This window comes from Cellulomonas marina (assembly GCF_900111925.1).
Lineage (GTDB): Bacteria > Actinomycetota > Actinomycetes > Actinomycetales > Cellulomonadaceae > Cellulomonas > Cellulomonas marina.
In genome coordinates this window covers 261,037-287,549 of sequence record NZ_FOKA01000002.1, presented here as the reverse complement: position 1 = coordinate 287,549, position 26,513 = coordinate 261,037, and the positions used below count along the sequence as shown (strand labels likewise).

Sequence of the window (26,513 nt, the reverse complement as noted above, 5' to 3'; positions counted from 1 at the left end):
CGCGTCGGGGTCACGAGCGGCTCACCTCCGCCAGCTCCGCCGCCGGACCGGTGCCGTCGTGGTGCCGACCGGCACCCGCCTGGCCGGCGTCGGCACGGCCCTCGCGGCGTGCGCGGGCGTCGGCGGCGTGCTCCTGGAGGCTGCGCACCGCGGGCGGCCCGGAGCGCCGCGCCGAGATGGCCTGCACCGCGGCGCCGAGCTGCTGCACGGTCGTGATGATGCAGGTGTCGGCAGCGGTCGTCGCGGCGCGGATCTCGTAGCCGTCGGCGCGCGCGCCCTGGCCGGAGGGCGTGTTGACGACGAGGTCCACCTCGCCGGACACGACGAGGTCGACGATGGTCGGCTCCCCCGCCGGCCCACGGCCCGACGAGTGCTTGCGCACCACGGTGGACCGGATGCCGCTGCGGGACAGCACGGTCGCCGTGCCCTCGGTCGCGAGGATCTCGAACCCGAGCTCCGCCAGCTTCGCCGCCGGGAAGACGATGGAGCGCTTGTCCCGGTCGGCGACGGAGATGAAGGCCCGCCCGCCGCGGGGCAGCCCCCCGAAGGCGGCCTCCTGCGACTTGGCGAAGGCCGTCGGGAAGTCGACGTCGAAGCCCATGACCTCGCCCGTCGAGCGCATCTCGGGGCCGAGCACGGTGTCGACCACCGTGCCGTCCGCGGTGCGGAACCGCTTGAAGGGCAGCACGGCCTCCTTCACCGCGATCGGCGCACCGAGGTCGAGCACGCGCGCGTCGGTCGCCGGCAGCACGCCCGCGGCCCGCAGGTCGGCGATCGTGTGGCCGGCCATGACGAGCGCGGCGGCCCGGGCGAGCGGCACCCCCGTCGCCTTGGCGACGAAGGGCACGGTCCTTGAGGCGCGCGGGTTCGCCTCGAGCACGTAGAGCACGTCCGAGACCAGCGCGAACTGGATGTTGAGCAGGCCCCGCACGCCCACGCCGCGGGCGATGGCCTCCGTCGACAGGCGGATGCGCTCGATCTCCCCCGCCGAGATCGTGACGGGCGGCAGCGTGCACGCGGAGTCGCCGGAGTGGATGCCGGCCTCCTCGATGTGCTCCATGACGCCGCCGAGGAAGAGCTCCTCCCCGTCGAACAGGGCGTCGACGTCGATCTCGATGGCGTCGTCGAGGAACCGGTCGATGAGCAGCGGCGGGAGCGTCCCGGCGCGGCCGCCGTCGGCCAGCTCGTCCAGCGCGCGCTGCACGTACTCCGACAGCTGCTGCTCGTCGTAGACGATCTCCATGCCGCGGCCGCCCAGCACGTAGCTGGGCCGCACGAGCACGGGGTAGCCGATGCCGCGCGCGGTCTCCCGCGCCCCGGCCAGGGTCGTCGCCGTCCCGAAGGCCGGCGCGGGCAGGCCCGCCGCGGCCAGGACCCGGCCGAAGGCGCCGCGGTCCTCGGCGGCGTCGATCGCGGCGGGTGGGGTGCCGAGGATCGGCAGCCCCGCGTCGGCCAGGCGGTGCGCCAGGGACAGCGGCGTCTGCCCGCCGAGCGTGACGATGAGCCCGGCCACCGGTCCGGCGGCGAGCTCGGCCGTGTAGACCTCGAGGACGTCCTCGAAGGTGAGCGGCTCGAAGTAGAGCCGGTCGGCCGTGTCGTAGTCGGTGGACACCGTCTCGGGGTTGCAGTTGACCATCACGGTCTCGTACTCGCCCTTGAGCGCCAGCGCCGCGTGGACGCAGGAGTAGTCGAACTCGATGCCCTGGCCGATGCGGTTCGGGCCGGACCCGAGGATGAGGACCGCCGGCCGCTCGCGCGGGACGACCTCCGTCTCCTCGTCGTACGTGGAGTAGTGGTACGGCGTGCGGGCGGCGAACTCCGCCGCGCACGTGTCGACCGTCTTGTACACCGGCAGGAGCCCGACGCCGTGCCGCGCGGCCCGCACGGAGTCCTCCGTGGTGCCGCGGAGCTGGGCGATCTGCGCGTCGGACAGGCCGTGCCGCTTGGCGCGCGCGAGGACGTCGCGGGTGAGGGCGTCGGCGGCCGCCGTGGCCGCGGCGACCTCGTTGACGAGCGCGACCTGGTCGAGGAACCAGGGGTCGATCCCGGTCCGCTCGTGGACGGTCTCCACGTCGACCCCGGCACGCAGCACCTGCTGCACGTCGAGGAGGCGGTGCTCGGTGGGGACCGCGATGGACTCCACCAGCGCCGACAGCTCGTCCCCGGAGACCGGGCGGCCCGCCCAGTGGAACGTCGCGCCCTTGCGGTCGATGGACCGCATCGCCTTGCCGAGCGCCTCGGTGAAGTTGCGGCCGAGGGCCATGGCCTCACCGACGGACTTCATCGTGGTGGTCAGCGTGTCGTCGGCCGCCGGGAACTTCTCGAAGGCGAACCGCGGCACCTTGACGACGACGTAGTCCAGCGTCGGCTCGAACGACGCCGGCGTGGAGCCCGTGATGTCGTTGGGGATCTCGTCGAGCGTGTAGCCCACCGCCAGGCGCGCGGCGATCTTGGCGATCGGGAAGCCGGTCGCCTTCGAGGCGAGGGCCGACGAGCGCGACACGCGCGGGTTCATCTCGATGACGATGATCCGGCCCGTGGCCGGGTCGACCGCGAACTGGATGTTGCAGCCGCCCGTGTCCACCCCGACCTCGCGGATGACCGCGATGCCGATGTCGCGCATGCGCTGGTACTCGCGGTCGGTGAGGGTCAGGGCCGGTGCGACCGTCACGGAGTCGCCCGTGTGCACGCCGACGGGGTCGACGTTCTCGATCGAGCACACGACCACGACGTTGTCGTTCCGGTCGCGCATGAGCTCGAGCTCGTACTCCTTCCAGCCGAGGATGGACTCCTCCAGGAGCACCTCGGTGGTCGGCGAGTAGTGCAGGCCCTGCCCGACGATGCGGCGCAGGTCGGTCTCGTCGTAGGCGATGCCGGAGCCGAGGCCGCCCATGGTGAAGGACGGGCGCACGACCACGGGGTAGCCGAGGTCCTCGACGGCGGCCAGCGCCTCCTCGATCCGGTGCGCGATCGCGGAGCGCGCGCTCTCGCCGCCGCACACCGCGACGACCTGCTTGAACTGCTCGCGGTCCTCGCCCTTCTGGATCGCGGGGATGTTGGCGCCGATGAGCTCGACGCCGTACTGCTCGAGGACGCCCGCGGCGTCGAGCGCGATCGCGGCGTTGAGCGCGGTCTGCCCGCCGAGCGTCGGCAGGAGCGCGTCCGGGCGCTCCTTGGCGATGATCGCGGTGAGCGTCTCGGTGGTGATGGGCTCGACGTAGGTGGCGTCGGCGAACTCCGGGTCGGTCATGATCGTGGCCGGGTTCGAGTTGACCAGGACGACCCGCAGGCCCTCCTCCTTCAGCACGCGGCAGGCCTGCGTGCCGGAGTAGTCGAACTCGGCGGCCTGGCCGATGACGATCGGGCCGGACCCGATGACCAGGACGCTGGAGATGTCAGTGCGCCGCGGCATCAGGCGTCACCCTTCGTGTCGGCGGTGGGGGCGTCGGGGCGGGGGTGGTGGGCGACCTCGTCGCCGGTCGGGCCTCCACCGGCGCGGGCGCGCGCCATGAGGTCGACGAAGCGGTCGAACAGGTAGGCCGCGTCGTGCGGGCCCGCCGCCGCCTCCGGGTGGTACTGCACCGAGAAGGCCGGCAGGTCGAGCGCCTCGAGCCCCTCGACGACGTCGTCGTTGAGGTCGACGTGGCTGACGCGGACCCGCCCGTAGCGCCCGTCGCCGTGCGGGGCGAGGGTCTCGGCGTCGAGGGGCGCGTCGACCGCGAAGCCGTGGTTGTGCGCGGTGATCTCCACCTTGCCGGTGGTGCGGTCCATGACGGGCTGGTTCACGCCGCGGTGCCCGTAGCCCAGCTTGTAGGTGCCGAAGCCGAGCGCGCGCCCGAAGAGCTGGTTGCCGTAGCAGATGCCGAAGAACGGGATGCGGCGGTCGAGGACCCCGCGCAGGACCTCGACCTCGTGCACCGCGGCGCTCGGGTCCCCCGGGCCGTTGGAGAAGAAGACGCCGTCGGGCGCGACCGCGAGGACGTCCTCGAGGGAGGAGGTCGCCGGCAGCACGTGCACCCGGACGCCCCGCTCGGCCAGGCGGTGCGGGGTCATCGACTTGATGCCCAGGTCGAGGGCCGCCACGGTCGCGACGGGCTCGTCGGCCGGTCCGCCGTCCGCGCCCAGGGGTTCCACCACGTACGCGCCCTGCGTGCTGACCTCCGCCGCGAGGTCGGCCCCGGCCATCGCCGGCGCGGCCAGCACCCGGGCCAGCAGCTCGCTCGCCTCGACCCGCCCGCCGTCGGGCGCGACGAGTGCCTCGCCGGAGAACACGCCCGCGCGCATGACCCCGCGCTCGCGCAGGTGCCGGGTGAGCGCGCGGGTGTCGATGCCGCTGATCCCGACGACGCCCTGGCCCGCCAGCTCCGCGTCCAGCGTGCGGCGCGAGCGCCAGCTCGAGGGGCGGCGGGTGGGGTCGCGCACGACGTACCCGGCCACCCAGATGCGGCCCGACTCGGGGTCCTCGTCGTTCACGCCCGTGTTGCCGACGTGCGGCGCCGTCATGACGACGATCTGCCGGTGGTACGAGGGGTCGGTCAGCGTCTCCTGGTAGCCCGTCATGCCGGTGTTGAAGACGATCTCCCCCACGGTCGCGCCGGTGGCGCCGTAGGCGTCGCCGCGGAAGGTGCGGCCGTCCTCGAGGACGAGCAGCGCGTCGGTCATCGGGGGTCCTCCCGGTGGTCGTCCGGCGCGGGCGGGGCCGCGCGGGTGGGGTCGGTGGGTGGTGCCGGCGGGGCGGCGGTCGAGGTGGCCGGGTCCGCCGTCGAGGGCGCCAGCAGCGCCTCGACCGCGGCGACGACCGTGGACTGGTCGGCCCGTCGTCGCAGCCGCAGGCCGGACCGCAGCAGGGGCGCCACGCCGGTGTCGTCGCCCCGCCAGTCGAGCAGGAGCAGCCCGTCGCCGCCGACCGCCTTGCCGGCGATCGCGGGCCCGGCCCCGACGGCGGTGAGGCGGCCGCGCGGCAGGAAGAGGTCCGGGGCGCCCCGGCGCTCGACGAGGACGCCCGCGTCGTGCACGGACACCTCGGCGGGGCTGCGCACGCCGAGGCCGTGCGCCACGACGCGCTCGAGCCACTCCTCGGCCCGGGTCGTGGAGACGTAGACGGCCGGCACCGGCGGGACCCGGACCGCGCCGAGGTCCGCCGGCGGGGCCACGGGGTCGATGCCGAGCGCGGCGGTGCGGGCGGCCCGCGCCTTCCACCCGGCACGCATCATCCGGAGCGCGAGCAGCGCGAGCAGCAGCAGCGCGACCGCGACGACGGCCCGCGTCACGCGCGGTGCCCGTCCGCCGTGGCGGCGACGGGGGCCCCGTCGAGGACCGTCGGCTGCCCCCGCAGGAAGGTCGCGACGACCCGCCCCGGCAGCGTGCGGCCCGCCAGCGGCGTGTTCGCGCTGGCGGTGACCTGCTCGGCGGCGACGACCACGCGCCGCGCCGCGGGGTCGACGAGCACGAGGTTCGCCGGCTCCCCGACCGCGACCGGACGGCCCTGGTCGGGCACCCGGCCGATGCGCGCCGGGGCCTCCGACAGCACCCGGGCCACGTCCGCCCACGTCAGCCGGCCGGTGTCCACCATCGTCTCCTGCACGACGGACAGCACGGTCTCCAGCCCCGTCATGCCGGGCAGCGCCGCGGCCCACTCGCAGTCCTTGTCCTCGCGGGCGTGCGGGGCGTGGTCGGTGGCGACGACGTCGATCGTCCCGTCGGCCAGCCCGGCGCGCACGGCGTCGACGTCGGCCTGCGTGCGCAGGGGCGGGTTGACCTTGAAGACCGGGTCGTAGCCGCGCGCGTTCTCGTCGGTGAGGAGCAGGTGGTGCGGCGTCACCTCGGCGGTGACGTCGATGCCGCGCGACTTGGCCCAGCGCACGATCTCCACCGAGCCGGCGGTGGACAGGTGGCACACGTGCAGCCGGGAGCCGACGTGCTCGGCGAGCAGCACGTCCCGCGCGACGACGGCCTCCTCCGCGACCGCGGGCCACCCGGTCAGCCCCAGCTCCGCCGAGACGACCCCCTCGTGCATCTGCGCGCCCTCCGTGAGGCGCGGCTCCTGCGCGTGCTGCGCGACGACCCCGTCGAACGCCTTGACGTACTCCAGGGCGCGCCGCATGACGACGGGGTCGTCGACGCAGCGGCCGTCGTCGGAGAAGACGCGCACGCGCGCGGCGCTGTCCGCCATCGCGCCCAGCTCCGCCAGCCGCTCCCCCGCCAGCCCGACCGTCACGGCGCCCACGGGGTGCACGTCGCACCAGCGCGCGTCGCGGCCGAGCCGCCACACCTGCTCGACCACGCCGGCCGTGTCCTGCACCGGGGTCGTGTTGGCCATCGCGTGGACCGCCGTGAAGCCGCCGAGCGCCGCGGCCCGGGTGCCGCTGGCGACGGTCTCCGTGTCCTCGCGGCCCGGCTCGCGCAGGTGCGTGTGCAGGTCGACGAGGCCCGGGAGCAGCACCATCGGCACGCCGTCCGTGCCGGTGCCGTCCACGACGACGGTCCCCTCGTCGGCCGCCGCAGCCTCGAGGTCGCCGACCTGGGCGACGACGCCGTCGGCCAGGAGGACGTCGGTGACGGCCCCGCCCAGCGGCGACACGCCCCGCAGCAGGTACCTCGTGCTCATGCGTCCACCCTCTCGCCCGCCACCGACACGCCGGCGGGGGCGCCCGCGGCGGCCCCGCCCGTGCCGGTGGCCGTCGTCGTACCCGTCGTCGTGCCCGTCGTCGTGCCCGTCGTCGTGCCCGTCGTCGTGCCCGTCGTCGTGCCCGCCAGCAGCAGGTACAGCACCGCCATGCGGACCGCGACGCCGTTGGCCACCTGCTCGACGATCACCGCGCGCGGGGAGTCGGCCGCGTCGGCCGTGATCTCCAGCCCCCGGTTCATCGGGCCGGGGTGCAGGACGACCGCGTGGTCCGGCAGGGCCGCCAGGCGCCGGGCGTCGAGGCCGTACCGCCGGCTGTACTCCAGGGGGCTGGGGAAGAACCCGCCGCCGGCGGACGACATCCGCTCCCGCTGCACGCGCAGCATCATCACCGCGTCGGGCTGCACGTCCGCGAGGACCTCGTCGAGGTGGTAGCCCACGCGGGCGGGCCACGCGCCGACCCCGACCGGCACGAGCGTCGGGGGCGCGACGAGGGTCACCTCGGCGCCCAGCGTGTGCAGGAGCTGCACGTTCGAGCGCGCGACCCGGCTGTGCAGCACGTCCCCGACGAGGACGACGCGGCACCCGGCCAGGTCCCGCCCGGTCGCGTCGGCGCGCCCGCCGTCGCCGACGAGGTGCCGCCGCAGCGTGTACGCGTCCAGCAGCGCCTGCGTCGGGTGCTGGTGCATCCCGTCGCCGGCGTTGACCACGGCGCCGCTCGTCCAGCCGGCCGAGGCGAGCGTGTGCGGGGCGCCGGACGCGGCGTGCCGGATGACGACGGCGTCGGCTCCCATGGCCTGCAGGGTGAGGGCGGTGTCCTTCAGCGACTCGCCCTTGGAGACGCTCGACCCCTTGGCGGAGAAGGTGATGACGTCTGCCGACAGCCGCTTGGCCGCCGTCTCGAACGACAGCCGCGTCCGCGTCGAGTCCTCGAAGAAGAGGTTGACGACCGTGCGCCCGCGCAGCGTGGGCAGCTTTTTGATCTCGCGCGCCTGGGTGGCGGCCATCTGTGCGGCGGTGTCGAGGACGCGCACCGCCTCGTCGCGCGTGAGGTCCGCGGCGGAGAGCAGGTGCCTCACCGGGCACCTCCCTCGATGAGGACGGCGTCGCGGCCGTCGGTGCCCGCCAGCAGGACGCGCACCCGCTCGGAGGCGGCCGTCGGGAGGTTCTTGCCCACGTAGTCCGCGCGGATCGGCAGCTCCCGGTGACCCCGGTCGACGAGGGCCGCCAGCTGCACGGCGCGCGGCCGGCCCAGGTCGCTCAGCGCGTCCAGCGCGGCCCGGATGGTCCGGCCGGAGAAGAGCACGTCGTCGACGAGCACCACCACGCGGCCGTCGACGCCGCCCGGCGGCAGCTCCGTCGACCCGATCGGCCGGGTCGGGTGCTGGGCCAGGTCGTCGCGGTGCATCGTCACGTCCAGCGACCCGACGAGCGCGGCGGGATCGGTGCCCGGCTCGACCGCGGCGATGCGCTCGGCGAGCCGGCGCGCCAGCGGGAGCCCCCGGGTGGGGATCCCCAGCAGGACGAGGTCGGCGGCGCCCCGGTTGCGCTCGAGGATCTCGTGGGCGATCCGGGTCAGCGCGCGACCGACGTCGGCGGCGCCGAGGACCTCGACGGCGGCGGGTCCGGGGACGCCGGACTCGTCGTCGGGGTGGTCGAGCGGCACATCGGGGGGCAGGTCCGGGGGCAGGTCCGGGGGCACAGCAGGTCCAGCACGCATCCGCATCTCCTTGTCCGCCTCACGGGACGGTCTTGAAGGACCGGGCAGGTGTCGGGCCGACCCTACCCGTCCGTCCCGGGCCCGGCGGCAGGCGTCCACGCCACGGGCACGCGTCCGGACCGGTCATCCCGGCGGCGCGGCTGCCGATCGGGGGGACGTGCACACCCTCGCCGTCGACCAGGGCTGGAGCGCCGCGCTCGGCCTCGTCGCCGCCGGCGTGCTGCTCGGCGTGCTCCCCGCCCTGCTGCCCCGCGTGCTCGCGCGGCGACGGGCCCGGCAGGCGGGGGACGAGGTGGAGCGCACGGCCGGGCACGAGGCGGCGCGCGCCGCGCTGCTCCAGGTCCAGGACGCGGACGCGGACGCCGTCGTCGAGCGGGCCACGGACCTGGTGCGCGCCGCGCTCTGGAGGGACGACGTCGAGGTGCGGCTGCACCGGCCGGCGGAGGACCGCGCCGAGGCGCACGTCGCCGTCGCACCGGGCGCGCCGCCGCTGGACGTGCGGGGGGCGGCGTTCGTGCAGGAGGTGGGTCTCGTCGTCGACGCGCTCGTCGAGCGGGCGTGGCTGCGCGAGCGTCTCGACCGCACCGTCCGCACCGACCCGCTGACGGGCCTCGCGAACCGCATGGCGCTGGACGCGCGGCTCGACCCCGCCACCGACGACGCGCTGCTGCTGGTCGACGTGGACACGTTCCGGGCGGTCAACGACGTGCACGGCCACGCGACGGGCGACGCCGTGCTGCGCGACGTGGCGGGGCACCTCCGGCGCGCGGCGGGCGGCGCGTTCGTCGCCCGGCTGGGTGCCGACCAGTTCGTGGTGCTCCCCGGGGGCGACGAGGCCGGGCACGAGGCCGGGCACGAGGCCGGGCGCGAGGCCGGGCGCGAGGCCGGGCAAGACATCGCGCACGACACCGCGCACGACACCCGGCGCGACCACGGGGTCGACGCGGCCGGGAGCCTCGCGGACCTCGCCGAGCGGGTCGCCGGGGAGCTGCCCGGCGGCACGGGGGTGGCGGTGCGGCTGTCGGCCGGGCTGGCGTCGCGGTCGGCGGGCGAGCGGCGGCCGGTCCCCCTGCTGCAGCGCGCGGAGGCGGCGCTGGAGGAGGCCCGTGCCACCGGCGCCGGCTGGCTCGCCTTCGACGCGGCGATGGAGGAGCGGCGCGCCGGGGAGCACCGGCGGCGCGCGGCGATGCTCGCCGGGGTCGCGGACCAGCGGTTCGTCGCCCACCTGCAGCCCATCGTCGACGTGCGGACGCTGGCCGTGGCCGGGGTGGAGGCGCTGGCGCGCTGGGAGCGCGGCGACGAGGTCCTGTCGCCCGCGGCGTGGCTGCCCCTGGCCGAGGAGTCGGGCCTCATCGTGCCCATCGGGGCGGACATGCTGCGCCAGGCGGCGCTCGTGCACGACCGGCACGGCCTGGCGGTCTCCGTCAACGTCGCGCCGCAGCAGCTGACCGACCCGGGCTTCGTCGCGACGGTGGAGCAGTCCTGGGGCGCACGCCCGTGGTCGGCGCTCACGCTGGAGATCACCGAGGGCGCGCTCCTCGTCACCGAGGAGGTGCTGCCGGCGCTGGTGGCCCTGCGCGCCCGGGGCGCGCGCATCTCCCTCGACGACTTCGGGACGGGCTTCAGCTCGCTCGCACGGCTCGTCGACCTGCCCGTCGACGAGCTCAAGATCGACCGGAGCTTCGTGCAGGCGCTGGGCACGGGGCGCGGGCGGGCGGTGCTGGCGGCGGTCGTCGAGCTGGCGCGTGCGCACGACCTCGCGGTCGTCGCCGAGGGCGTCGAGACGCCGGACCAGCTCGCGGCCCTCGCGGGGCTCGGCGTGGACCACGTGCAGGGCTACCTGCTCGGCCGCCCGTCCCCCGAGCCGCGGGCGCGGGCCGTGGTCGAGCTGCCGGAGCCCCACCGCCGCCGGTGGGCCGCCCACGTCAGGGCAGCAGCGTCGGCTTCAGCTCCGACAGGCGCGCGAGCAGCCCGTTGACGAAGGACGGCGACTCGTCCGTGGACAGCGCGGCCACGAGCGCGACCGCCTCGTCCATCGCGACGGCGTCCGGCACGTCGTCGTTCCAGAGGATCTCCCACGCGCCGAGGCGCAGCGCCGCCCGGTCCACCGAGGGCATGCGGTCGATCGTCCAGCCGTGCGCGTAGGTCGCGAGCAGCTCGTCGATGCGCTCGCGGTGCGCGACGACGCCCTCGACGAGGTCCACCGCGTACTGCGGGACCGCCGTCTCGCGGCCCGGGTCGACGATGCGCTGCGCGAGCAGGTCCGCGGGCGCGACGCCGCGCTGGTCCGCCTCGAAGAGGATGTCCAGCGCCCGGCGCCGCGCCTTGCTGCGGGCCGCCACGTCAGTCGTTCACGCGGCCGAGGTAGCTCCCGTCACGGGTGTCCACCTTGACCTTCGTGCTGGCCTCGAGGAACAGGGGCACCTGGATCTCGTAGCCCGTCTCGAGGGTGGCGGGCTTGGTGCCGCCGGTGGAGCGGTCGCCCTGCAGGCCCGGCTCCGTGTAGGTGATCTCGAGGACGACCGACGGCGGCAGCTCCACGTAGAGCGGGACGCCCTCGTTGGTGGCGACCATGACGCTCTGGTTCTCGAGCAGGAAGTTCGCGGCGTCGCCCACCGTGGCCTCGGCGACCGGCAGCTGGTCGTACGTCACGGTGTCCATGAAGACGTAGTCCGTGCCGTCCTTGTACAGGTACTGCATGTCGCGCTTGTCGACGTTGGCCGTCTCGACCTTCAGGCCGGCGTTGAACGTACGGTCCACGACCTTGCCGGACAGGACGTTCTTGAGCTTGGTGCGCACGAACGCACCGCCCTTGCCGGGCTTCACGTGCTGGAACTCCACGACGGTCCAGAGCTGGCCGTCGATCTTCAGCACGGTGCCGTTCTTCAGGTCGTTCGTCGTCGCCACAGTCGTCGCTCTCCGTCGTCTCGTCGCCTCGGTGCCATCCCGGTGCCCGCCTCCGACCGGCGGTCGTCCGGTGCCGCGCGCGGGCCGGGCCCGCGGGCACGGTCGGGACCGGTGAGAGCCGGTCGGCGGGCCCGCGGCGCGGCAGACCGCCGACCATCGTAGCGGTGCCTCCGCCGACGCCGTGCCTCAGCCGACGAGCAGCGCCCGCACGCCGATGCCGACGGCGGCGGACCAGACGAGCGAGGCCAGCGTGCCGATGACGAACCGCTCGGACGCCACGGGGTTCTGCTGCAGCTCCGGGTAGCGGCCCAGGCCCTTGACGGCGACGACGACCGCGACGCCCTCGGGCTGGCCGAGCAGGAGCGAGCCGGTGACGGCCAGCCGCTCCAGCACGCCGATCCAGGTGCCGCCGCGCAGCACGGTCCTCGCGCGCGGTCCGTCGGGGGCGTCCGCGGCCTGCGCCTCGATGCGGCGCGCGCGCTCCTCGGGGTCCTCGGGCAGCGCCTGCGGGCCCGTGCGCGGCGACCGCAGGCCCGTGCGGGACGCCGCTCGCAGCATCCCGACGGTGAAGAGCCAGCCGCCGACGACGGACAGGACGAGCGCCCCGACCACGACGAGGGTGACGGCGAGGGGCGCGGCCGACGGCAGGGCGGGGGTCACGCGCCGACGGTCGTCGGCACCGGGCCGGCTGTCAACCGCGGCCCGCGGCGTCCCCGGGGCCCTCGTCCTGGTGGCCCGTACCGCCCTGCGCGCGCTCGAGGAGCCGGGCGGCCGTCGGCAGCGCGGCCTGCTCCTCCGCCCACAGCGCGGCGCGCAGGCGCTGGCTGACGGCCTGCTGCGTGACGCCCAGCCGTCGCGCGACGCGGTCCTGCCCCGGCCCGTCGGTGAGGAGGGCGTCGACGGCCTGCCAGCCGGCGTCGCTGCGCCGGGCCCGCAGGGCCCCGAGCAGGACGAGCACGGCCTCGGCGTCCTCGGCCGCGGTCGGGTCGTCGCCCCGCACGGCCAGGGCGACCGGCCGCTGGCGGCCCTTGGCCGCCGTCACCGCGTCACGGGCGTGCACGAAGGCGCGGCCCGACGAGGCCCTCGACGAGCTCGCCAGGACCTCCACGCCCCCGGCGCCGATCCCCACGCTCCAGCCGCCCCCGCGCAGCACGTCGAGGGCGGTGCGGACGGCCGTCGACGCGTCCGCGACGACGGCCTGCACCTCGTCGCCCACCGTGCGCTCGAACGGACGCACGGCGGGGACGTCGGCCAGCCGCGCCAGGAGCTCCTCCACGCGGTCGCCCGTGCGGCGGCTGCCCTTCTGGTCGATCGTGAGGACGAGCACGGCCCCATGCTGCAGCCTTGTACGCGTCAGCACAAGCCTGCGGACCTGTCCGGCCCGTTGCGAGCGGGTGCTCCCCGGTACGGCCGTGTCGGTGCCCCGTGCGACGATCGCGCCGTGAACCGCCCCCCGCTCGTCCTCGTCGGCCCGCCGGGCGTGCCCGTCGCGGCCGTCGCGCGCGCGGTGGCGACGCGGGTCGGGCGGACGCTGGTGGACACGGACGAGGCCCTCGTCGCCGCGACGGGCAGGTCCGTGACCGAGCAGCTCGTCGAGGACGGCGAGGAGGTGCTGCGGTCGCGCGAGCGGACGGTCGTCGCCCCGGCGCTGGCGCTCGACGCGGTCGTCGCGCTCGGGTCGGGCGCCGTCCTGCACCCCGCGACGCGGGCGGAGCTCGTCGCCACGGGAGCCGGGGCGCCGGTCGTCGTGCACCTCGAGCTGGACGCGGCGGCCTCCGCGCGGCGCGCAGGCCTCAACGCGCCGGGCGCGGTCGCGCTCGGGGCGACGCGGGCCCGCTGGCGGGCGCTGCACGCCGAGCGCACCGCGGTCCTGGCCGACGTGGCGGACCTCGGGGTCGACGCCTCCGCCGAGGACCCGGAGGTCGTCGCGGAGGCCGTGCTCGCGGCGCTCGCCAGGTGGGCGACGACGCCCCCCTCGGCGGCCGGGCCCCAGGATGGGGTGCTGTGAGCACGGTCCCGTCCCCCGCGACGCCCACGGGCGCGCCGTCCGCCGCGCCGCCCCTCACGCCGTCGGGCACATCGTCGGTCACACCGTCGGTCACGTCATCGGGCGAGTCCGACGCCCCCCGCGTCCGCGTCGTGCGGGTGGGCACGGTCGAGCTCGGTGCGGGGCGGCCGAAGGTCGTCGTCCCGCTCACGGCCGCCGACACCGCCGGGCTGGTCGAGGAGGCGCGGGCCGCCCGGGGCGCGCACCCCGACCTCGTCGAGTGGCGCGTGGACCACCTCCGGGCGGGGCTGGCGCCGCGGGAGGTGGTGGCGGCCGGGCGCGCGCTCGTCGCCGCCCTGGAGGGTCTCCCGCTGCTCGTGACCGTGCGGACCGCGGCCGAGGGCGGTGCGGCCGACCCGGACGACACGACCTGGGCCGCCGCGCTGGAGGCGGCGGTGGCGGAGGGTCTCGCCGACGCGGTGGACGTCGAGGGCGCACGGGGGGCGGACGCGGTCGCGCGCGTGGTCGCCGCCGCGCGGCACGCCGGCGTCCCCGTGGTCGCCTCCCGGCACGAGGTGCGGTCGACGCCGCCGCAGGACGTGCTCACCGAGCGCCTCCTCGCGCTGGGCGCCACCGGTGCGGACGTCCTCAAGATCGCCGTGATGCCGCAGGCCCCGGAGGACGTGCTCGCGCTGCTCGGGGCGACGCGGGCGGCGTCGCTGCGCACGGACCGGCCCCTGGTGACCATGGCGATGGGTCCGCTCGGGGTCCTGACGCGGCTCGGCGGCGGGGTGTTCGGGTCGTGCGCGACGTTCGGCCGGGTGGGACGCGCGTCGGCCCCGGGCCAGGTCGCGGTGGCGCCGCTGCGGGCGGCGCTGGCGGTCGTGCACGGCGCGGACGACGAGGGCGTCGTGGCCGGGGCCGACCACGCGCCGGGGCGTGCCCGGTGACCGGTCCGACGACCCGTCCGACGGCCGGACCGGGCACCGATCCGGGCACCGATCCGGGCACCGAGCCGGGCACCGAGCCGGGCACGGGAGGGCGTGCGCGGCCTGCGGGTCCGCTCGTCGTGCTGTGCGGTCCCATGGGCTCGGGCAAGACGTCGGTCGGGACGGAGCTGGCCCGGCGCTGGGGCGTCACGCTGCGCGACAGCGACCGGGACGTCGAGGTGGCGGCCGGCAGGACGGTGGCGGAGGTCTTCGCCGAGAGCGGCGAGGAGGCGTTCCGCGCGCTCGAGCACGCCGCGGTCGGGCGGGCGCTCGCGGAGCACGCCGGCGTCCTGGCCCTCGGCGGCGGAGCCGTGCTGCACCCGCGCAGCCGGGCGGCGCTCGAGCGGTACGCCGGTGCGGGTGGTGCCGTCGTGTTCCTCGACGTCGGCGCGGACGCCGTCGCCGACCGGGTGCTCGGCGACACGACGCGGCCCCTGCTTGCCGGTGACGCGCGGGCGCGGTGGACGGAGATCGCGGAGAGCCGTCGTCCCGTCTACACCGCCCTCGCGACCCACCGGGTCGTCACCGACGGCCGTACGCCCGCGGAGGTCGCCGCCCTCGTCGAGCAGGCCGTCCAGAGCGACGGCCCCCACACCGTCCCCGACGGCGTCCCCCACGACCAGTTCCACGACCGACCGCACGACCAGCCCCACGACAGACCTGCCGACGGCACGGCCACCGTCAGCACCCCGGAGGACTCCCCATGACCGAGCAGGTCCCCGCCACCGAGCCCGCCACCGAGCCCGCTACCGAGCCCGCCACCGAGCCCGGCGCGGGCGACGCACCCGTGCGCGTGACCGTCGCCGGGCAGGCGCCCTACGACGTCGTCATCGGGCGGCACCTCCTCGGTGCACTCGACGGGCTCGTGGGGCCCGACGCGCGCACGGTCCTCGTCGTGCACCCGACCGCGATGGCCACGACGGCAGAGGCGGTGCGCGACGACCTCGCCCGGACGGGCCGCACGGTGCTCCTGGCGGAGGTGCCGGACGCGGAGGCGCAGAAGACCGCGCAGGTCGCGGCCTTCCTCTGGGGCGTGCTCGGCCAGGCGGACGTCACCCGCTCCGACGTCGTCGTCGGGCTCGGCGGCGGGGCGACGACGGACCTGGCGGGCTTCGTGGCCGCGACGTGGCTGCGTGGCATCCGCGTGGTCCAGGTGCCGACGACGCTGCTCGGCATGGTCGACGCGGCCGTCGGCGGCAAGACGGGGATCAACACGACGGAGGGCAAGAACCTCGTCGGCGCCTTCCACCCGCCCGCCGGGGTGCTGGCCGACCTCGCCGCCCTGGCGAGCCTGCCCCGCAACGACCTCGTGGCCGGGCTCGCCGAGGTCATCAAGTGCGGCTTCATCGCCGACCCGGTCATCCTCGACCTCGTCGAGCAGCACGCGGCGGAGATCACCGACCCGGAGCGGGCCGCGGCGTCCCCGGTGCTGGCCGAGCTCGTCGAGCGCGCCGTCCGCGTGAAGGCGCGCGTCGTCGGGGAGGACCTCCGGGAGGCGGGGCTGCGCGAGATCCTCAACTACGGGCACACGTTCGGGCACGCCGTGGAGCACGTGGAGCGCTACCAGTGGCGGCACGGGGCGGCCGTCTCCGTCGGGATGGTGTTCGTCGCCGAGCTCGCGCGGCTGGCCGGCCGGCTCGACGAGGCGGTCGTCGAGCGCCACCGTCGCGTGCTCCGCGCCGTCGGGCTGCCGACGACGTACCGGGGCGACCGCTGGGAGCAGCTGGTCGCCGCCATGCGGCGCGACAAGAAGACACGGGGCGACCTGCTGCGCTTCGTCGTGCTCGAGGACGTCGGCAAGCCGACCCGCCTCGAGGGGCCCGACCCGACCCTGCTCGTCGCGGCGTACGCCGAGGTCGCGGAGGGCGCGCCGGCGCCGGGCCGTGCCATCGCCCTCTAGACCGACGGTCAGCCGGGAGGCGCCTGCCCCGTGCCGGACGGGGTGAGCGTCCGCTCGGGGCGCGCCTCCCGGTCGACGGAGGCCTGGGGTGTCGCCGGCACCTGCCCGGCCCGGCGGCGGGGTCGCCACACCGCGACCACCGCGGCGAGGACCGTCAGCACGACGGCGTACCGGAGGACCGTGCGCGGCTCGGCCGCGGCGTGGGCGAGGACGACCAGCACCAACGGCACCGCGACGAGCAGGCGGTGGCGGCCGAGCCTGGGGGTGGGGCGCTCGTGCGCCGCGAGCACGACGACGAGCAGCAGGGGTGCCGCGTAGTAGACGAGGTAGACCGGGTCGAGGAGCAGCCGGACCGCGACGAGCACCGCGACCAGGGCTGCCGGCGGCGGACGCAGGACGACGGCCGTCACGCCCACGGCGACCACCACCGCCCCCGCCTGCGCCAGCCGGACGACCCAGCCCGCGTGCGTGGCGGCCGGGTCCAGGAGCCACGGGAGCGTCCACGGCGTCACCGCCCACTCCTGGTGCAGCATGCGGAAGGTGCCCAGCAGGACGAAGGGCGCGTAGGTGGCGAAACTGCCGGCCGCGGTCGCGACGCCCGCGACGAGGAGGGTCCGGGCGGGCAGCTGCAGGAGGACCGCCGCGCCCAGCGCCCCGGTCGGCTTCAGCGCGGCCGCGACCACGACGAGCACGGCCGCCGCGACCACCCGGCGGTCACGGGCGGCGGCGGCGGACAGGCACCACAGGAGGGCGATCGCGAGCTCCTCCGGGTGCGCGAGGGTCACGGGTCGCGCGGTGGCGACCACGGCGACGACCACCCCGCCGGCGGCGACCCCGGCGGCACCCGCGCGCGACACGGGCGACGCCCGGTGCACCAGCAGCCGCGCGACGAGGACCGCCAGGACGGTCAGCGCCGCCCACGCGGCCCCGACCGACACCACGACGGGGTCGGCGCCGACGGCACCCGCGACGCGGGCGACGAGACCGACCAGCAGCAGGTGCAGCGGACCGATCTGATACCAGGGGTCGTCGTAGACGTCCCAGCGCCCGTCAGCGAGCAGCCGCAGCCCCGCGGCGACGAACTCCGGCTGGTCCTGGGCCCCCGACCGGGCCGCGGTGAGCGAGGCGAGCAGCCCGCAGGCCACGGGCAGCAGGGCGAGCAGCAGCCCCGACCGCACCCGTGCCGGCGGCTGCGGCACCGCTCAGCGCAGGGTGGCGGGCACGGCCTCGAGGTAGGCCTCGAGGTTGCGCCGGACCTCCGGCACCGAGTCCCCGCCGGTCTTCTCCAGCAGGGCGTCGGCCAGGACCAGGGCCACCATGGCCTCGGCCACGACCGCGGCGGGCGGGACGGCGCACACGTCCGAGCGCTGGTGCTGCGCCGCCGCGACCTCGCCCGTGGCGGTGTCGATGGTCCGCAGCGCCCGCGGCACGGTCGAGATCGGCTTCATAGCGGCCCGTACCCGCAGGACCTCGCCGTTGGACATCCCGCCCTCGACGCCGCCGGCGCGGTTGCTCGTGCGGCGGATGCGGCCGTCGGGGCCGGGCTCGATCTCGTCGTGGGCGGCCGAGCCGCGGCGGGCAGCCGTGCGGAAGCCGTCGCCGACCTCCACGCCCTTGATGGCCTGGATGCCCATGAGCGCCGCCGCGAGCCGGGCGTCCAACCGGCGGTCGCCCTGCACGTAGGACCCCAGCCCGGAGGGCACGCCGTAGGCGAGCACCTCGACCACACCACCGAGGGTGTCCCCCGCCTTGTGGCAGTCGTCGATCTCGGCGACCATCGCGGCCGACGTGGCCGGGTCCGCGCAGCGCACGGGGTCGGCGTCGAGCCGGGCGACGTCGTCGGGCAGCGGGAGCGGGGCGTCCTCCGGCACGGCGACCGGGCCGATCGCCACGACGTGCGACACGAGGCGGACGCCGGCGGCCTGCTCGAGGAGCGCCGCCGCCACGGTGCCGAGGGCCACGCGGGTCGCCGTCTCGCGGGCGGACGCCCGCTCGAGGACGGGGCGCGCGTCGTCGAACCCGTACTTGCGCATGCCGACGAGGTCGGCGTGACCGGGGCGCGGACGCGTCAGCGGCGCGTTGCGCGCCCGCTGCAGCAGCGCGGGGTCGTCCACCGGGTCCGCGGCCATGACGTCGACCCACTTGGGCCACTCGGTGTTGCCGATCTCCACCGCCAGGGGGCCACCCTGCGTGAGGCCGTGCCGCAGCCCGGCCAGGATGCGGACCTCGTCCTGCTCGAAGGACATCCGCGCGCCCCGGCCGTAGCCGAGGCGGCGGCGGGCGAGGGCGGCGCGGACGTCGTCGGTCCGCAGCGCCACCCCGGCGGGGACGCCCTCGATCAGCCCGACGAGGGCCGGTCCGTGCGACTCCCCGGAGGTCAACCAGCGCAGCATGGGGCCGATCCTCCCACGCGGTCCGGCACGGTCGTCCCACGAGCCCGGGCTGCGGACGGGGTGGTGCCGGTGGCGCGTCTCAGCCGAGCGGGACGAGCGGGTTCTTGCCCGGCACCGCCGGCGGGAGGGCGTCGGTGGACGACGCGGCACCGGACGCCGGGGCCGGTGAGGTCCCCGTGCCCGTCGTCGCGGGCAGCGCCCAGACGGTGGCCCCGAGGGTGAGCTCGACGTCGCCGACCGTGGTGGCCGGGCGGCCGCCGGCGGCGGGTGCGTCGGTCACCGCGGTGGCCGTCACCGAGCTGACGACGGTGAGCCGGCGCTCGTCGCGCTGGAGGTCGTCGACGAAGGCGAGGGCGTCGGCGTAGGCCCCGATGACGCTCAGGGTCAGCGGGACCGCGACCGTCCCGGGCGGCGCCGTGACGGCCGCCGCCGTCGTCGTCGCGGTCGCGGTCGCGGTCGTGGTCGCGGTCGTGGTCGCCGTGGTCGCCGTGGTCGTCGTCGTGGCGGTCGCCGCGCCCGTCGTCGTGGAGGCCGTGCCGTCGGTCGTGGCCGTCGCGGCTGCGGGGGCGCTCGTCGTCGTCCCGGCGGCGGCGCCCGTGCCCACGAGGACGGGCGTGCCGGGACCGGCCGAGGTGAGGGTGACGCCCGCGGCGGAGGCGAGGTCGTCGACCTGGCGCAGGTAGTCGGCGAGGCCGGCGTCGTCGGGCACCTGCGCGCGCAGGGCCGCGAGCTGCCCCTGGTACTCCCCCAGCCGCGCGAACTGCTCCCCGAGCTGGGCGATGCGGGCGCGCTGCACGTCGTTGGCGGCCCGGGCGTCCTGCGCCTGGGTGCGCACCTCGGCGGCCGACGTCAGGACGGGCCCGACGAGCAGCAGCCACGACGCGGCGAGGAGCGCGGCCACCAGCAGCGCGGTGCCGAGCACCCACGAGGACGTGCGGGACGTGGTCATGTCAGCCCTCCTGCTGCCCGGCGTACCGGCCGGCGAGCGCGTCGCCCGTCAGCTGGGCCGTCACGGTGACGGTGTAGTGGTCGCCGGCGGCGTCGGTGCTCGTCCGGGTCACGCCGGAGAACCAGACGCCGTCGAGACCCGGCAGGGCGTCGAGGGCGTCCTGCAGGTCCGCGACGGCCGGGACGGTGCGCGACTCCAGCGAGAGCGCGATGCTGCCGATCCCGGCGGCCTGCAGCGGGGTCGCGGCGGCGGGCGGGGTCAGGCCCAGGGGGTCGGGCCCGCTCGCGGTGAGGGTGGCGATGCTGGTGCCCGCCGGGAGCACGGCGGCGATCGCGTCGACGTAGGGCTGCCAGAGCACCTCCGTCGAGGTCGCGGCGGCACGGGCCTGCTCGACCTGCGCGACCTCGCCGAGCACCTGCGGCACCTGCGCGTAGCCCTCGGCCTGCCGGGTGAGCTCCGCGGCCTGCGCGGCCACCTCGGTGAGCTCGGCGTCGGCGCGCGCCTGCGTCGTGATCGCGCCCGCGTACCCCGCGGCGACGAGCACGACGACGCACGCGACGCCGCCCAGCAGCCGGCGCTTGACGACGGCGAGGGCACGCCCGGCACGGATGTCGGCGGGCAGGAGGTCCACCTGGACGGGACCGCCGAGCACGGTGGCGGCCGCGGTGCCCCGTCGCACGCCGAGCCCCCCGAACCGCGCGCCGGGGCGACCGGCCCCCGAGGGCGCCGGGGCGAGCGGGACCCCGGCCTGGGCGGAGGCCGTCGGGCTCGTCGGGGTCGTCGTCATGCCGCCACCCCCGACGCCAGCCCGACGGGCAGGGCGACGAGCGAGCCGGCGCCGTCGAGGGCCGTCCGGTCCACCGCACGGCCGAGGTCGTACCCCGCGAGCGCGTCGCCGAGCACCGCGGGCAGCCGCGTCGTGCTCGACAGGAGCTGCCCGAGACCGGCCAGGTGCACCCCGCCGCCGGTGAGCACGACGAGCTCGACGCGTGCGCCGGTGTGCTGGCCGGCGTAGTAGACGAGCGTGTTGCGCACGGACTCGACGAGGGCCCGGCACGTGCGGTCGACCGCCTCGGCGGCGGCGGCCAGCTCGGGCGGCACCGCCCCGGGGACCGCCCCGGCGCCCGTGCCGAGGCGACGCTTGGCGACCTCGGCCTCGGCCGGCGGCACCTCGAGCGCCGCCGCCACCGCATCGGTGACGTGCTGGCCGCCGGAGGGGATGACGCGGACGAGGCGGGGACGTCCGCCGGTCGCGACGACGACGTTCGTCAGCCGCGCACCGACGTCCACGAGGGCGACGGTGCGCTCGGCGTGCTCGCCGCGCGCCAGGGCCCGCAGGAGCGCGAACGCGTTGAGGTCGACCATCGTCGGCCGGAGCCCCGCGTCCTCGACGGCGCGCAGGTTGGCGGAGACGGTGTCGCGCTGGGCGGCCACGAGCATCCCGTGCACCGTCCGGCCGGTCTCCCCCTCCGTCTCGTCGGTGGGGTGGAAGTCGAGGATCGCGTCGGCCGCCCCGACGGGCAGCAGCTCCTGCACCTGGAGCGGCAGGGACGCCTTGAGCTGGGCGAGCGGCAGCCACGGCAGGTCGAGCTCGCGCACGACGACGCGCTGGTTGCCGACGCCGATGACGACGTCCTTGTGGCTGAAGCCCGTGCGGGACCACAGCTCGCGCAGCGCCTGCGAGACGACGAGGGCGTCGACGACCTCGCCCTCGCGCACGGCGCCCGCCGGCAGCCGGTGCTCGCCGTAGCGGACGAGCGTGGGTCGCGGACGTCGCGAGGACCCCGCGGGCGCGACCTCGGCCGCGCGCACGGCGGTGGTGCCGATGTCGAGGCCGATGACGTGCCTGCTGGCCACGGTGGTCCTTCCGTCCGTCCGGGGAGGGTTCGGCGGCCCGCGCCTGCGTGCGGGCGGGGCGCCGCCGTCCGGACCATCGGCGGTCCGGCGGCGGGTGTGAGGACTCAGAGCAGGCCGAGGTACCCCGACCACAGCGACGGCCCGGCGACGAGGCCGACCCAGGCGCCCGCGAGCATCCACGGCCCGAACGGGATGCCCGTGCGGCGGTCCGCGCGGCGCGACAGCAGCAGCAGCGCCCCGAAGGCACCGCCCAGCACGAACGCCGCGAACCCCCCGACGACGAGCGCGCCCCAGCCGGCCCACGCGAGGTGCAGGCCCAGCACGCCCGCGAGCTTGACGTCGCCGAGCCCCATGCCACCGGGCGCGACGAGCCAGATGACGAGGTAGAGGCCGAGGAGCACCGCGGCGCCCACGAGGCCCCGCACGAGCGGGGCGAGGTCGCCCTGCCCGCCGGGGGCGAGGCACGCCAGGGCGACGAGCACGACGCCGACGACGGACGCCGGCCCGACGATCGCATCGGGCAGGCGGTGCAGGTCGAGGTCGACCAGCGCGAGGACGATGCTCACCGCCGCGAGGTGCAGGAGCGCGGGCAGCGCCCAGGACGCGCCGACCCAGGCCGCGACGGCCCCGAACGCCACCGCCGTCCCCGCCTCGACGAGCGGGTACCGCACGGAGACGGGCCGTCGGCAGTCCCGGCACCGGCCGCGCAGGAGCAGCCACGACACGACCGGCACGTTGTCGCGCGGGCGCACGGGCGCACCGCACCCGGGGCACGCGCTGGGCGGCCGCACGACCGACAGGCCGCGTGGCACCCGCCAGACGACGACGTTGAGGAAGGACCCGACGAGCAGCCCCAGCAGCGCGACGGCCGGGACGAGGACGGCCTGCGGGACGGACGGGTCGGCGGCGGGCACCAGTGCGCTCACGCGATCACCCGGCCGGCTCGAGGTAGTTGCCGAGGGTGGCGCTGATCTGCTCCGGCAGGGCGTTCCACTTCTGGCCGGGGCCGCCCGTGCACGAGGTGACGACGAGTCGCGACCAGCTCGTCGCGCCGCGCTCTCCCAGGTCGATGCAGCGGCCGAGATGGTCGACGAAGGTCCAGCTGGTCCGGTAGTCGCCGGTGTCGGCGAAGCGGGTCCACTGCTGGTCGGCGGCCGTGGCGCTGCAGGCGGACGTGAGGGTCGGGTACGACGAGCCGGAGCCCGGCGCCGGGGTCTGCAGGCAGTAGCGCTGGGCCGTGCTGTTGTCCCGCAGGACGGAGATCTGCTGCGTGCGCGACACCGCGGGCGCGACGGGCTCCTCGTAGTACCACTTGTGGTTCCACTTGAGCAGGCTGCCGCCGCTGGGGTCCTGCTTGCACGGGTAGACGATCATGTACGCGAAGCCGACCTGCTCGTTGGTGACGTCGAAGCAGCGCCCGAACTCGAGGTAGCTGACCACCTGGCGGGTGCTGACGCTCGCGGCACCGGGGCCGACGGCGGGGTCGGGGTCGAACGAGCCCCACTCGGCGTTCGAGGCGCACGACGTGCCGATGCTCAGGCGCCGGTCGCGCAGGTCCGCGATCGTCGTCGACGTCGTGCCGGCGGACAGGCAGTACGCCGAGTAGTTCGTGATGGCCTGGTTCTCCCCCTGCCACCGCGCGCCGCCCTGCCAGCTCCAGAGCTGGTTCCACCGTCCGGCGTCGCTGCGGCACGGCTGCAGCAGGGCGTCGACGGTGGGCGACGAGGCGGTCGGCGGCCCGGTGACGCACAGCGGCGTCTGGCCCGGCGACGTGGTGACGGCGAGCTTGATGCCGTACGTGCTGTCCCAGATCCACAGCTCGCGGACGTCGTCGGCGCCGCAGGTGTCCGCCGCGGCGTACGTCACCGCCGAGCCGGCGGTGTCCGACGTCGCGCGCAGGCAGTAGCTGTGGCCGAGCGTCCAGATGCGGCCACCGGCCACGTTCGTGTTCGTCGTGCGGAAGCGGTAGACCGAGACGATCGTGCGGTCGCCCTCCCCCGCCTCGAGCAGGGGCCCGCCCGGGACGACGCCCGCGGAGGCGATGCGCGCGTAGCGCGGCTGGGTCGCGACCCCGCCGCCCGCGGCGCACGGCATGGCGTTCGCCGCCAGCCACGCCGCGTCCCGGCCCGCCGGGTCGTCCTTGTAGTACGCGATCGAGGCGGTGTACCCGAGGCCCGCTGCGCCGGCGGCACCGGCCCCCGCCGACGTCCCGGGCACGGCGGCGGCCACCGTCCCCTGCACGGAGCACGGCAGCTGCGCGAGGTCGCCGTACACGGTCCCCGTGAAGTCCGCCGCGCTCCCGGCGGACCGGATGCGGCTCACGGCCGCCTCGATCCCGGCCTCCGCGGCGAACACGCTGCGTGTGGACTTGCGCTGGTACTGGCCCGGCAGCGCGGCCTGCAGGACGACGCCCATGACGACGACGCTGAGGGCCGTCATGAGGAGGATGACGAGCAGGGCGCTGAGCATCGCCACGCCGGCGTCCGGCGGCGCGCCCCGTCCGACGAGGGCCTCCCGGCGGAGCGCCAGCGCACGGGCGACCGGGCGCAGGACGCCGGTGCGGCGCGGGCGCGGGGGGCGGGGCATGCGCGGGTCCTCCTGGGACGGGCTCGTGGTGGCGGCAGCGGAGACGGCAGTGGTGGCGGGCGTGGAGGCGGACGTGGGGGCGGTCATGGCCGCCCGACGGCCGAGAGGCAGACGGCGAGGTCGCTGCTCCCGTCGCCGTTGGCGTCGGTGTTCGACAGCGACGTCGGGGAGCTGTTGCGGGCGACGAACGACGAGGCGGTCGCGACCTCGACGCCGACGCGGGGGTCGCCGACGGTCAGCGCGACGTCGAGCACCTGGTGCACGAGGGCGCCGGACGCGAGACGGACGGTGAACGGGTAGGTGGCGGACGCTCCGGCGGGTCGCAGCACCTTCGTCGCGACGACGTGCCAGCCGGGGACCACCGGGTTCGTCGTGTCGGTCCAGGTGCGGCGGGCGAGCGTGCCGGCCGCCGGGTCGTAGCGCCACTGGGAGCACTGGGCCTGCCCGGTGACCGACGCGGCAGCGCTGACGCGCAGCTCGACGTAGACCGCACCGCCCGTCCCTGGGCCGGGCAGGTTGAGCGCCTCCGCGTAGCGCACCTGGTGGTCGAGCCGCTGGAAGGCGACCCGGGCGGTGTCCTGCGCGGTCCCGAGCACCTCCGTCCGCACGGTCTCGCGGGTCATCGACACGGTGGCCGACATCGCCACGGCGAGGACGATCGCGAACACCGCCATGGCGACGACCGCCTCGACGAGGGTCAGCCCGGCGTCGGGTCTCCTCCCGCGGTCCCGGGCCGCCCGTGCCCGCCGGCGGGCGCCCGGCCCCGCCGTCACGAGCCCACCTGGACGGTGACGGTGACCGGCGGGGAGACGAGCGCACCGGTGGTCCCCGCACCCTTCGTCGTGTAGGTGAAGGTGCAGGTCGTGGCCGTGGCAGGCGCCGTGAAGGCGATCCGACCGGCCGAAGGGTTCGGCTGCGTCGTGGCGAAGGTGCCGCACGACGGTGCCGACGCGCCGGCGAGCGTCACCACGGTGTCGTAGGCGTTCGGGACGTCGTTGGTCCCGACGCCCAGCAGGGACGTGGACCCGACCGGCACCGTGAACGTGTCCGGCGCGGGCGCGGGCAGCACGCGGAGCGTCACCGTCCTGGTCTGCGACACGCGGACGCCGTCGGGCGTCCTCACGCGGTAGGTGAAGGTCGAGGTACCCACCGCGGTCGTCGACGGCGTGAAGCCGACCGCCGTGCCGATCGCGCCGGAGGTCGCCGGGGCGCCGCCGACGGTCAGCTGCCCGGTCGGCACGGTCATCGACAGGACCTCGAACAGGTAACCCGCAGGGTTGCCCGTGCGCGTCACCAGGGCCAGGTCCGCGGCGGGCGAGCCGGCTGGCGCGTCGATCGTCAGGTCCTGCACCAGCGGCTCGGGGTACGCGGTCACGGCGACGGTGACGGTGGCGGGGGCGGAGACGAGCCCCGCCGTGTCGGTCACCGTGTACTGGAACGTCACGGTGCCGGTGGTCCCGGGCGGCGTGAGCACGACCGACGTCCCCTGGACCGTCGCGGTCCCGCCCGTCGGGCCGGAGACCACCTGCACGGAGGCGGGCGTCGCGACGTCGTTGGCCGTCACCGGGATCGTCACGGCGGTCGCCTGCACGGTCGAGGCAGAGTCGGCCACGGCCCGCGGACGCACCGACACCCGGCCCGTGCCGGTGTTCGACAGCCGGCCGGCCTGGTCCCGCAGGACGTAGGTGAAGGTCATGACACCGGCGGCGTTCGTCGGCGCGGTGTACTTGACCTTCCCGTCGGCCTGCAGCGCCACGGTCCCGCTGCCGGCGGCCATCATCAGCGACGTCACGGGGTTGTTGCTCACGGGTCCGATGAGGTCGTTGCCCAGCACGTCCAGCACGACCGACGTGCCGAGGTCGGCCGCGGCCTGGTCGTCGACGGCGATGGGCCGCGTGATGTCGTTCCACGGCAGGTCGGCGTGGCCGTCGACGAGGGACGAGGTCTGGTAGCGGCAGGGCGCGCTCGCGGTGCACGTCCCGCCGACCGGGTCCCAGCTCACGACGACCGTGACGCGCAGCAGCCGCGTGGTGCCCGCGGGCTGCGTCACGGGGTCGGCGGTCTGCCCGGCGACGGCGCCGCAGGCGGCGGACGCCACCGCGGTCGGCCGGTAGCACGCGGCGACGAGCGTGCGCACGGTGTAGGTCAGGCCCTCGACGACCGTCGTGCGGGACACGGGGACGGCCGGCACGGAGGACGCCGTGGCGGCCGGGTCCCACACGGGGTAGCCCGCGCCGAGCCCCTCGACCCCGAGCGACTGGGCCGCGGTGACCGCCGCGGTGACCGCCGCCTGCGTCCGGCCCCGGACGAGGCCCGAGACGCCCGACACCTCGAGCGGGGCCACCGCGAGGGCGGCCTCCATGCCGTCGTTGGCGACGGTGACCGCCGTCAGCCCCTGCGCCTGGTGGCGGGCCGTGCGGGTGCCGTTGACGAAGAGCTGCAGCGCCGCCGTCGCGACGACGGCGAGGAGGGCGAGGGCGACGACGACCTCGACGAGGCTGAAGCCCTCGTCGCGCGTGCTGCGGGGCGCTCCCGGCACGGGTGCCGGGGCGGGGTCGTCGCGCACGGGCACCTGCCTCTCGCTGGTGGTGTCGTCGGGT

General features: G+C 76.4%; 24 protein-coding genes. 5 read left to right on the top strand and 19 right to left on the bottom strand.

Annotation, left to right across the window (positions count from 1 at the left end; all coding sequences use genetic code 11):
* Positions 1-10: 10 nt before the first annotated feature.
* Genes carB through pyrR form a run of 6 tightly spaced genes read right to left on the bottom strand, consistent with a single transcriptional unit; the run spans position 11 to position 8,345 of the window.
* Positions 11-3,412: a carbamoyl-phosphate synthase large subunit gene (gene carB / locus BM048_RS03850; RefSeq protein WP_090030906.1), complete on the bottom strand. Its 3,402-nt coding sequence runs from the start codon at positions 3,410-3,412 to the stop codon at positions 11-13.
* The gene (gene carA / locus BM048_RS03845) at positions 3,412-4,662 is read right to left on the bottom strand and encodes a glutamine-hydrolyzing carbamoyl-phosphate synthase small subunit (RefSeq protein ID WP_090030905.1); all 1,251 of its coding nucleotides are present in this window, start codon (positions 4,660-4,662) and stop codon (positions 3,412-3,414) included. The genes carB and carA overlap by 1 nt, the downstream gene beginning before the upstream one ends.
* Positions 4,659-5,270: a PH-like domain-containing protein gene (locus BM048_RS03840; RefSeq protein ID WP_175499247.1), complete on the bottom strand. Its 612-nt coding sequence runs from the start codon at positions 5,268-5,270 to the stop codon at positions 4,659-4,661. The genes carA and BM048_RS03840 overlap by 4 nt, the downstream gene beginning before the upstream one ends.
* A complete protein-coding gene (locus BM048_RS03835) occupies positions 5,267-6,607 on the bottom strand; it encodes a dihydroorotase (protein WP_090030904.1) in 1,341 nt (446 codons plus the stop codon). The genes BM048_RS03840 and BM048_RS03835 overlap by 4 nt, the downstream gene beginning before the upstream one ends.
* Positions 6,604-7,704, bottom strand: a complete 1,101-nt coding sequence (locus BM048_RS03830) for an aspartate carbamoyltransferase catalytic subunit (protein ID WP_239078829.1) — start codon at positions 7,702-7,704, stop codon at positions 6,604-6,606. The genes BM048_RS03835 and BM048_RS03830 overlap by 4 nt, the downstream gene beginning before the upstream one ends.
* Positions 7,701-8,345 (bottom strand): bifunctional pyr operon transcriptional regulator/uracil phosphoribosyltransferase PyrR, encoded by a 645-nt coding sequence (gene pyrR / locus BM048_RS03825; RefSeq protein ID WP_090030903.1) that lies wholly within the window; start codon positions 8,343-8,345, stop codon positions 7,701-7,703. Before pyrR ends, BM048_RS03830 begins: the two co-directional genes overlap by 4 nt.
* A gap of 157 nt (positions 8,346-8,502) precedes the next feature.
* On the opposite strand from pyrR, the gene BM048_RS03820 reads away from it, so the two are divergent.
* Entirely contained in the window at positions 8,503-10,323 is a 1,821-nt protein-coding gene (locus BM048_RS03820) for a putative bifunctional diguanylate cyclase/phosphodiesterase (RefSeq protein WP_090030902.1), read from the top strand.
* Here BM048_RS03820 and nusB read toward each other — a convergent pair.
* From nusB to BM048_RS03800, 4 genes are all read right to left on the bottom strand, one after another.
* A complete protein-coding gene (nusB, locus tag BM048_RS03815) occupies positions 10,271-10,687 on the bottom strand; it encodes a transcription antitermination factor NusB (RefSeq protein WP_090030901.1) in 417 nt (138 codons plus the stop codon). The two genes, BM048_RS03820 and nusB, sit on opposite strands and share 53 nt — an antisense overlap.
* 1 nt (position 10,688) lies before the next feature.
* Positions 10,689-11,252 carry an elongation factor P gene (gene efp / locus BM048_RS03810; protein WP_090030900.1) on the bottom strand — a complete coding sequence of 188 codons (564 nt, stop codon included), beginning with the start codon at positions 11,250-11,252 and terminating at the stop codon, positions 10,689-10,691.
* A 186-nt stretch (positions 11,253-11,438) separates the two neighbouring features.
* On the bottom strand, positions 11,439-11,912 hold the full coding sequence (locus BM048_RS03805; RefSeq protein ID WP_239078830.1) for a hypothetical protein: 474 nt from the start codon (positions 11,910-11,912) through the stop codon (positions 11,439-11,441).
* A gap of 31 nt (positions 11,913-11,943) precedes the next feature.
* Positions 11,944-12,579, bottom strand: a complete 636-nt coding sequence (locus BM048_RS03800; RefSeq protein ID WP_090030899.1) for a hypothetical protein — start codon at positions 12,577-12,579, stop codon at positions 11,944-11,946.
* 114 nt (positions 12,580-12,693) lie between these two features.
* Here BM048_RS03800 and BM048_RS03795 point away from each other — a divergent pair, with 114 nt between their 5' ends.
* The 4 genes from BM048_RS03795 (at position 12,694) to aroB (ending at position 16,128) form a co-directional block, all read left to right on the top strand.
* A complete protein-coding gene (locus tag BM048_RS03795) occupies positions 12,694-13,260 on the top strand; it encodes a shikimate kinase (RefSeq protein WP_175499245.1) in 567 nt (188 codons plus the stop codon).
* The gene (gene aroD / locus BM048_RS03790) at positions 13,257-14,189 is read left to right on the top strand and encodes a type I 3-dehydroquinate dehydratase (protein WP_175499243.1); all 933 of its coding nucleotides are present in this window, start codon (positions 13,257-13,259) and stop codon (positions 14,187-14,189) included. Before BM048_RS03795 ends, aroD begins: the two co-directional genes overlap by 4 nt.
* 119 nt (positions 14,190-14,308) lie before the next feature.
* Positions 14,309-14,935 (top strand): shikimate kinase, encoded by a 627-nt coding sequence (locus BM048_RS03785; protein ID WP_239078831.1) that lies wholly within the window; start codon positions 14,309-14,311, stop codon positions 14,933-14,935.
* Positions 14,932-16,128, top strand: a complete 1,197-nt coding sequence (gene aroB / locus BM048_RS03780; protein ID WP_090030896.1) for a 3-dehydroquinate synthase — start codon at positions 14,932-14,934, stop codon at positions 16,126-16,128. The genes BM048_RS03785 and aroB overlap by 4 nt, the downstream gene beginning before the upstream one ends.
* An 8-nt stretch (positions 16,129-16,136) precedes the next feature.
* Here the strand turns inward: aroB and BM048_RS03775 are convergent, their stop codons facing one another.
* From BM048_RS03775 to BM048_RS03735, 9 genes are all read right to left on the bottom strand, one after another.
* A complete protein-coding gene (locus BM048_RS03775; RefSeq protein WP_090030895.1) occupies positions 16,137-17,327 on the bottom strand; it encodes a hypothetical protein in 1,191 nt (396 codons plus the stop codon).
* 3 nt (positions 17,328-17,330) lie between these two features.
* Entirely contained in the window at positions 17,331-18,521 is a 1,191-nt protein-coding gene (gene aroC / locus BM048_RS03770; RefSeq protein WP_090030894.1) for a chorismate synthase, read from the bottom strand.
* 79 nt (positions 18,522-18,600) lie between these two features.
* Positions 18,601-19,470, bottom strand: coding sequence for a hypothetical protein (locus BM048_RS18040; protein WP_090030893.1), 870 nt, complete (start codon positions 19,468-19,470; stop codon positions 18,601-18,603).
* Position 19,471: 1 nt separating this feature from the next.
* Entirely contained in the window at positions 19,472-20,257 is a 786-nt protein-coding gene (locus BM048_RS03760; RefSeq protein ID WP_090030892.1) for a hypothetical protein, read from the bottom strand.
* Positions 20,254-21,327, bottom strand: coding sequence for a type IV pilus assembly protein PilM (gene pilM, locus BM048_RS03755; RefSeq protein ID WP_090030891.1), 1,074 nt, complete (start codon positions 21,325-21,327; stop codon positions 20,254-20,256). The genes BM048_RS03760 and pilM overlap by 4 nt, the downstream gene beginning before the upstream one ends.
* Positions 21,328-21,431: 104 nt before the next feature.
* On the bottom strand, positions 21,432-22,253 hold the full coding sequence (locus BM048_RS03750) for a prepilin peptidase (protein WP_308439511.1): 822 nt from the start codon (positions 22,251-22,253) through the stop codon (positions 21,432-21,434).
* A 4-nt stretch (positions 22,254-22,257) separates the two neighbouring features.
* Complete coding sequence (locus tag BM048_RS03745) at positions 22,258-23,913, bottom strand: RICIN domain-containing protein (RefSeq protein ID WP_090030889.1); 1,656 nt, start codon at positions 23,911-23,913, stop codon at positions 22,258-22,260.
* A gap of 83 nt (positions 23,914-23,996) precedes the next feature.
* Positions 23,997-24,686 (bottom strand): prepilin-type N-terminal cleavage/methylation domain-containing protein, encoded by a 690-nt coding sequence (locus BM048_RS03740; protein WP_175499241.1) that lies wholly within the window; start codon positions 24,684-24,686, stop codon positions 23,997-23,999.
* The gene (locus BM048_RS03735) at positions 24,683-26,479 is read right to left on the bottom strand and encodes an Ig-like domain-containing protein (RefSeq protein WP_139224282.1); all 1,797 of its coding nucleotides are present in this window, start codon (positions 26,477-26,479) and stop codon (positions 24,683-24,685) included. The genes BM048_RS03740 and BM048_RS03735 overlap by 4 nt, the downstream gene beginning before the upstream one ends.
* Between the last annotated feature and the right edge of the window lie 34 nt (positions 26,480-26,513).

What these genes read in the sequence shown, in the direction of transcription:
- carB (WP_090030906.1), bottom strand. Translation starts at nt 3,412, where the DNA reads ATGCCGCGGCGCACTGACATCTCCAGCGTCCTGGTCATCGGGTCCGGC.
- carA (WP_090030905.1), bottom strand. Translation starts at nt 4,662, where the DNA reads ATGACCGACGCGCTGCTCGTCCTCGAGGACGGCCGCACCTTCCGCGGC.
- BM048_RS03835 (WP_090030904.1), bottom strand. Translation starts at nt 6,607, where the DNA reads ATGAGCACGAGGTACCTGCTGCGGGGCGTGTCGCCGCTGGGCGGGGCC.
- pyrR (WP_090030903.1), bottom strand. Translation starts at nt 8,345, where the DNA reads ATGCGTGCTGGACCTGCTGTGCCCCCGGACCTGCCCCCGGACCTGCCC.
- aroB (WP_090030896.1), top strand. Translation starts at nt 14,932, where the DNA reads ATGACCGAGCAGGTCCCCGCCACCGAGCCCGCCACCGAGCCCGCTACC.
- aroC (WP_090030894.1), bottom strand. Translation starts at nt 18,521, where the DNA reads ATGCTGCGCTGGTTGACCTCCGGGGAGTCGCACGGACCGGCCCTCGTC.
- BM048_RS18040 (WP_090030893.1), bottom strand. Translation starts at nt 19,470, where the DNA reads ATGACCACGTCCCGCACGTCCTCGTGGGTGCTCGGCACCGCGCTGCTG.
- BM048_RS03760 (WP_090030892.1), bottom strand. Translation starts at nt 20,257, where the DNA reads ATGACGACGACCCCGACGAGCCCGACGGCCTCCGCCCAGGCCGGGGTC.
- BM048_RS03745 (WP_090030889.1), bottom strand. Translation starts at nt 23,913, where the DNA reads ATGCCCCGCCCCCCGCGCCCGCGCCGCACCGGCGTCCTGCGCCCGGTC.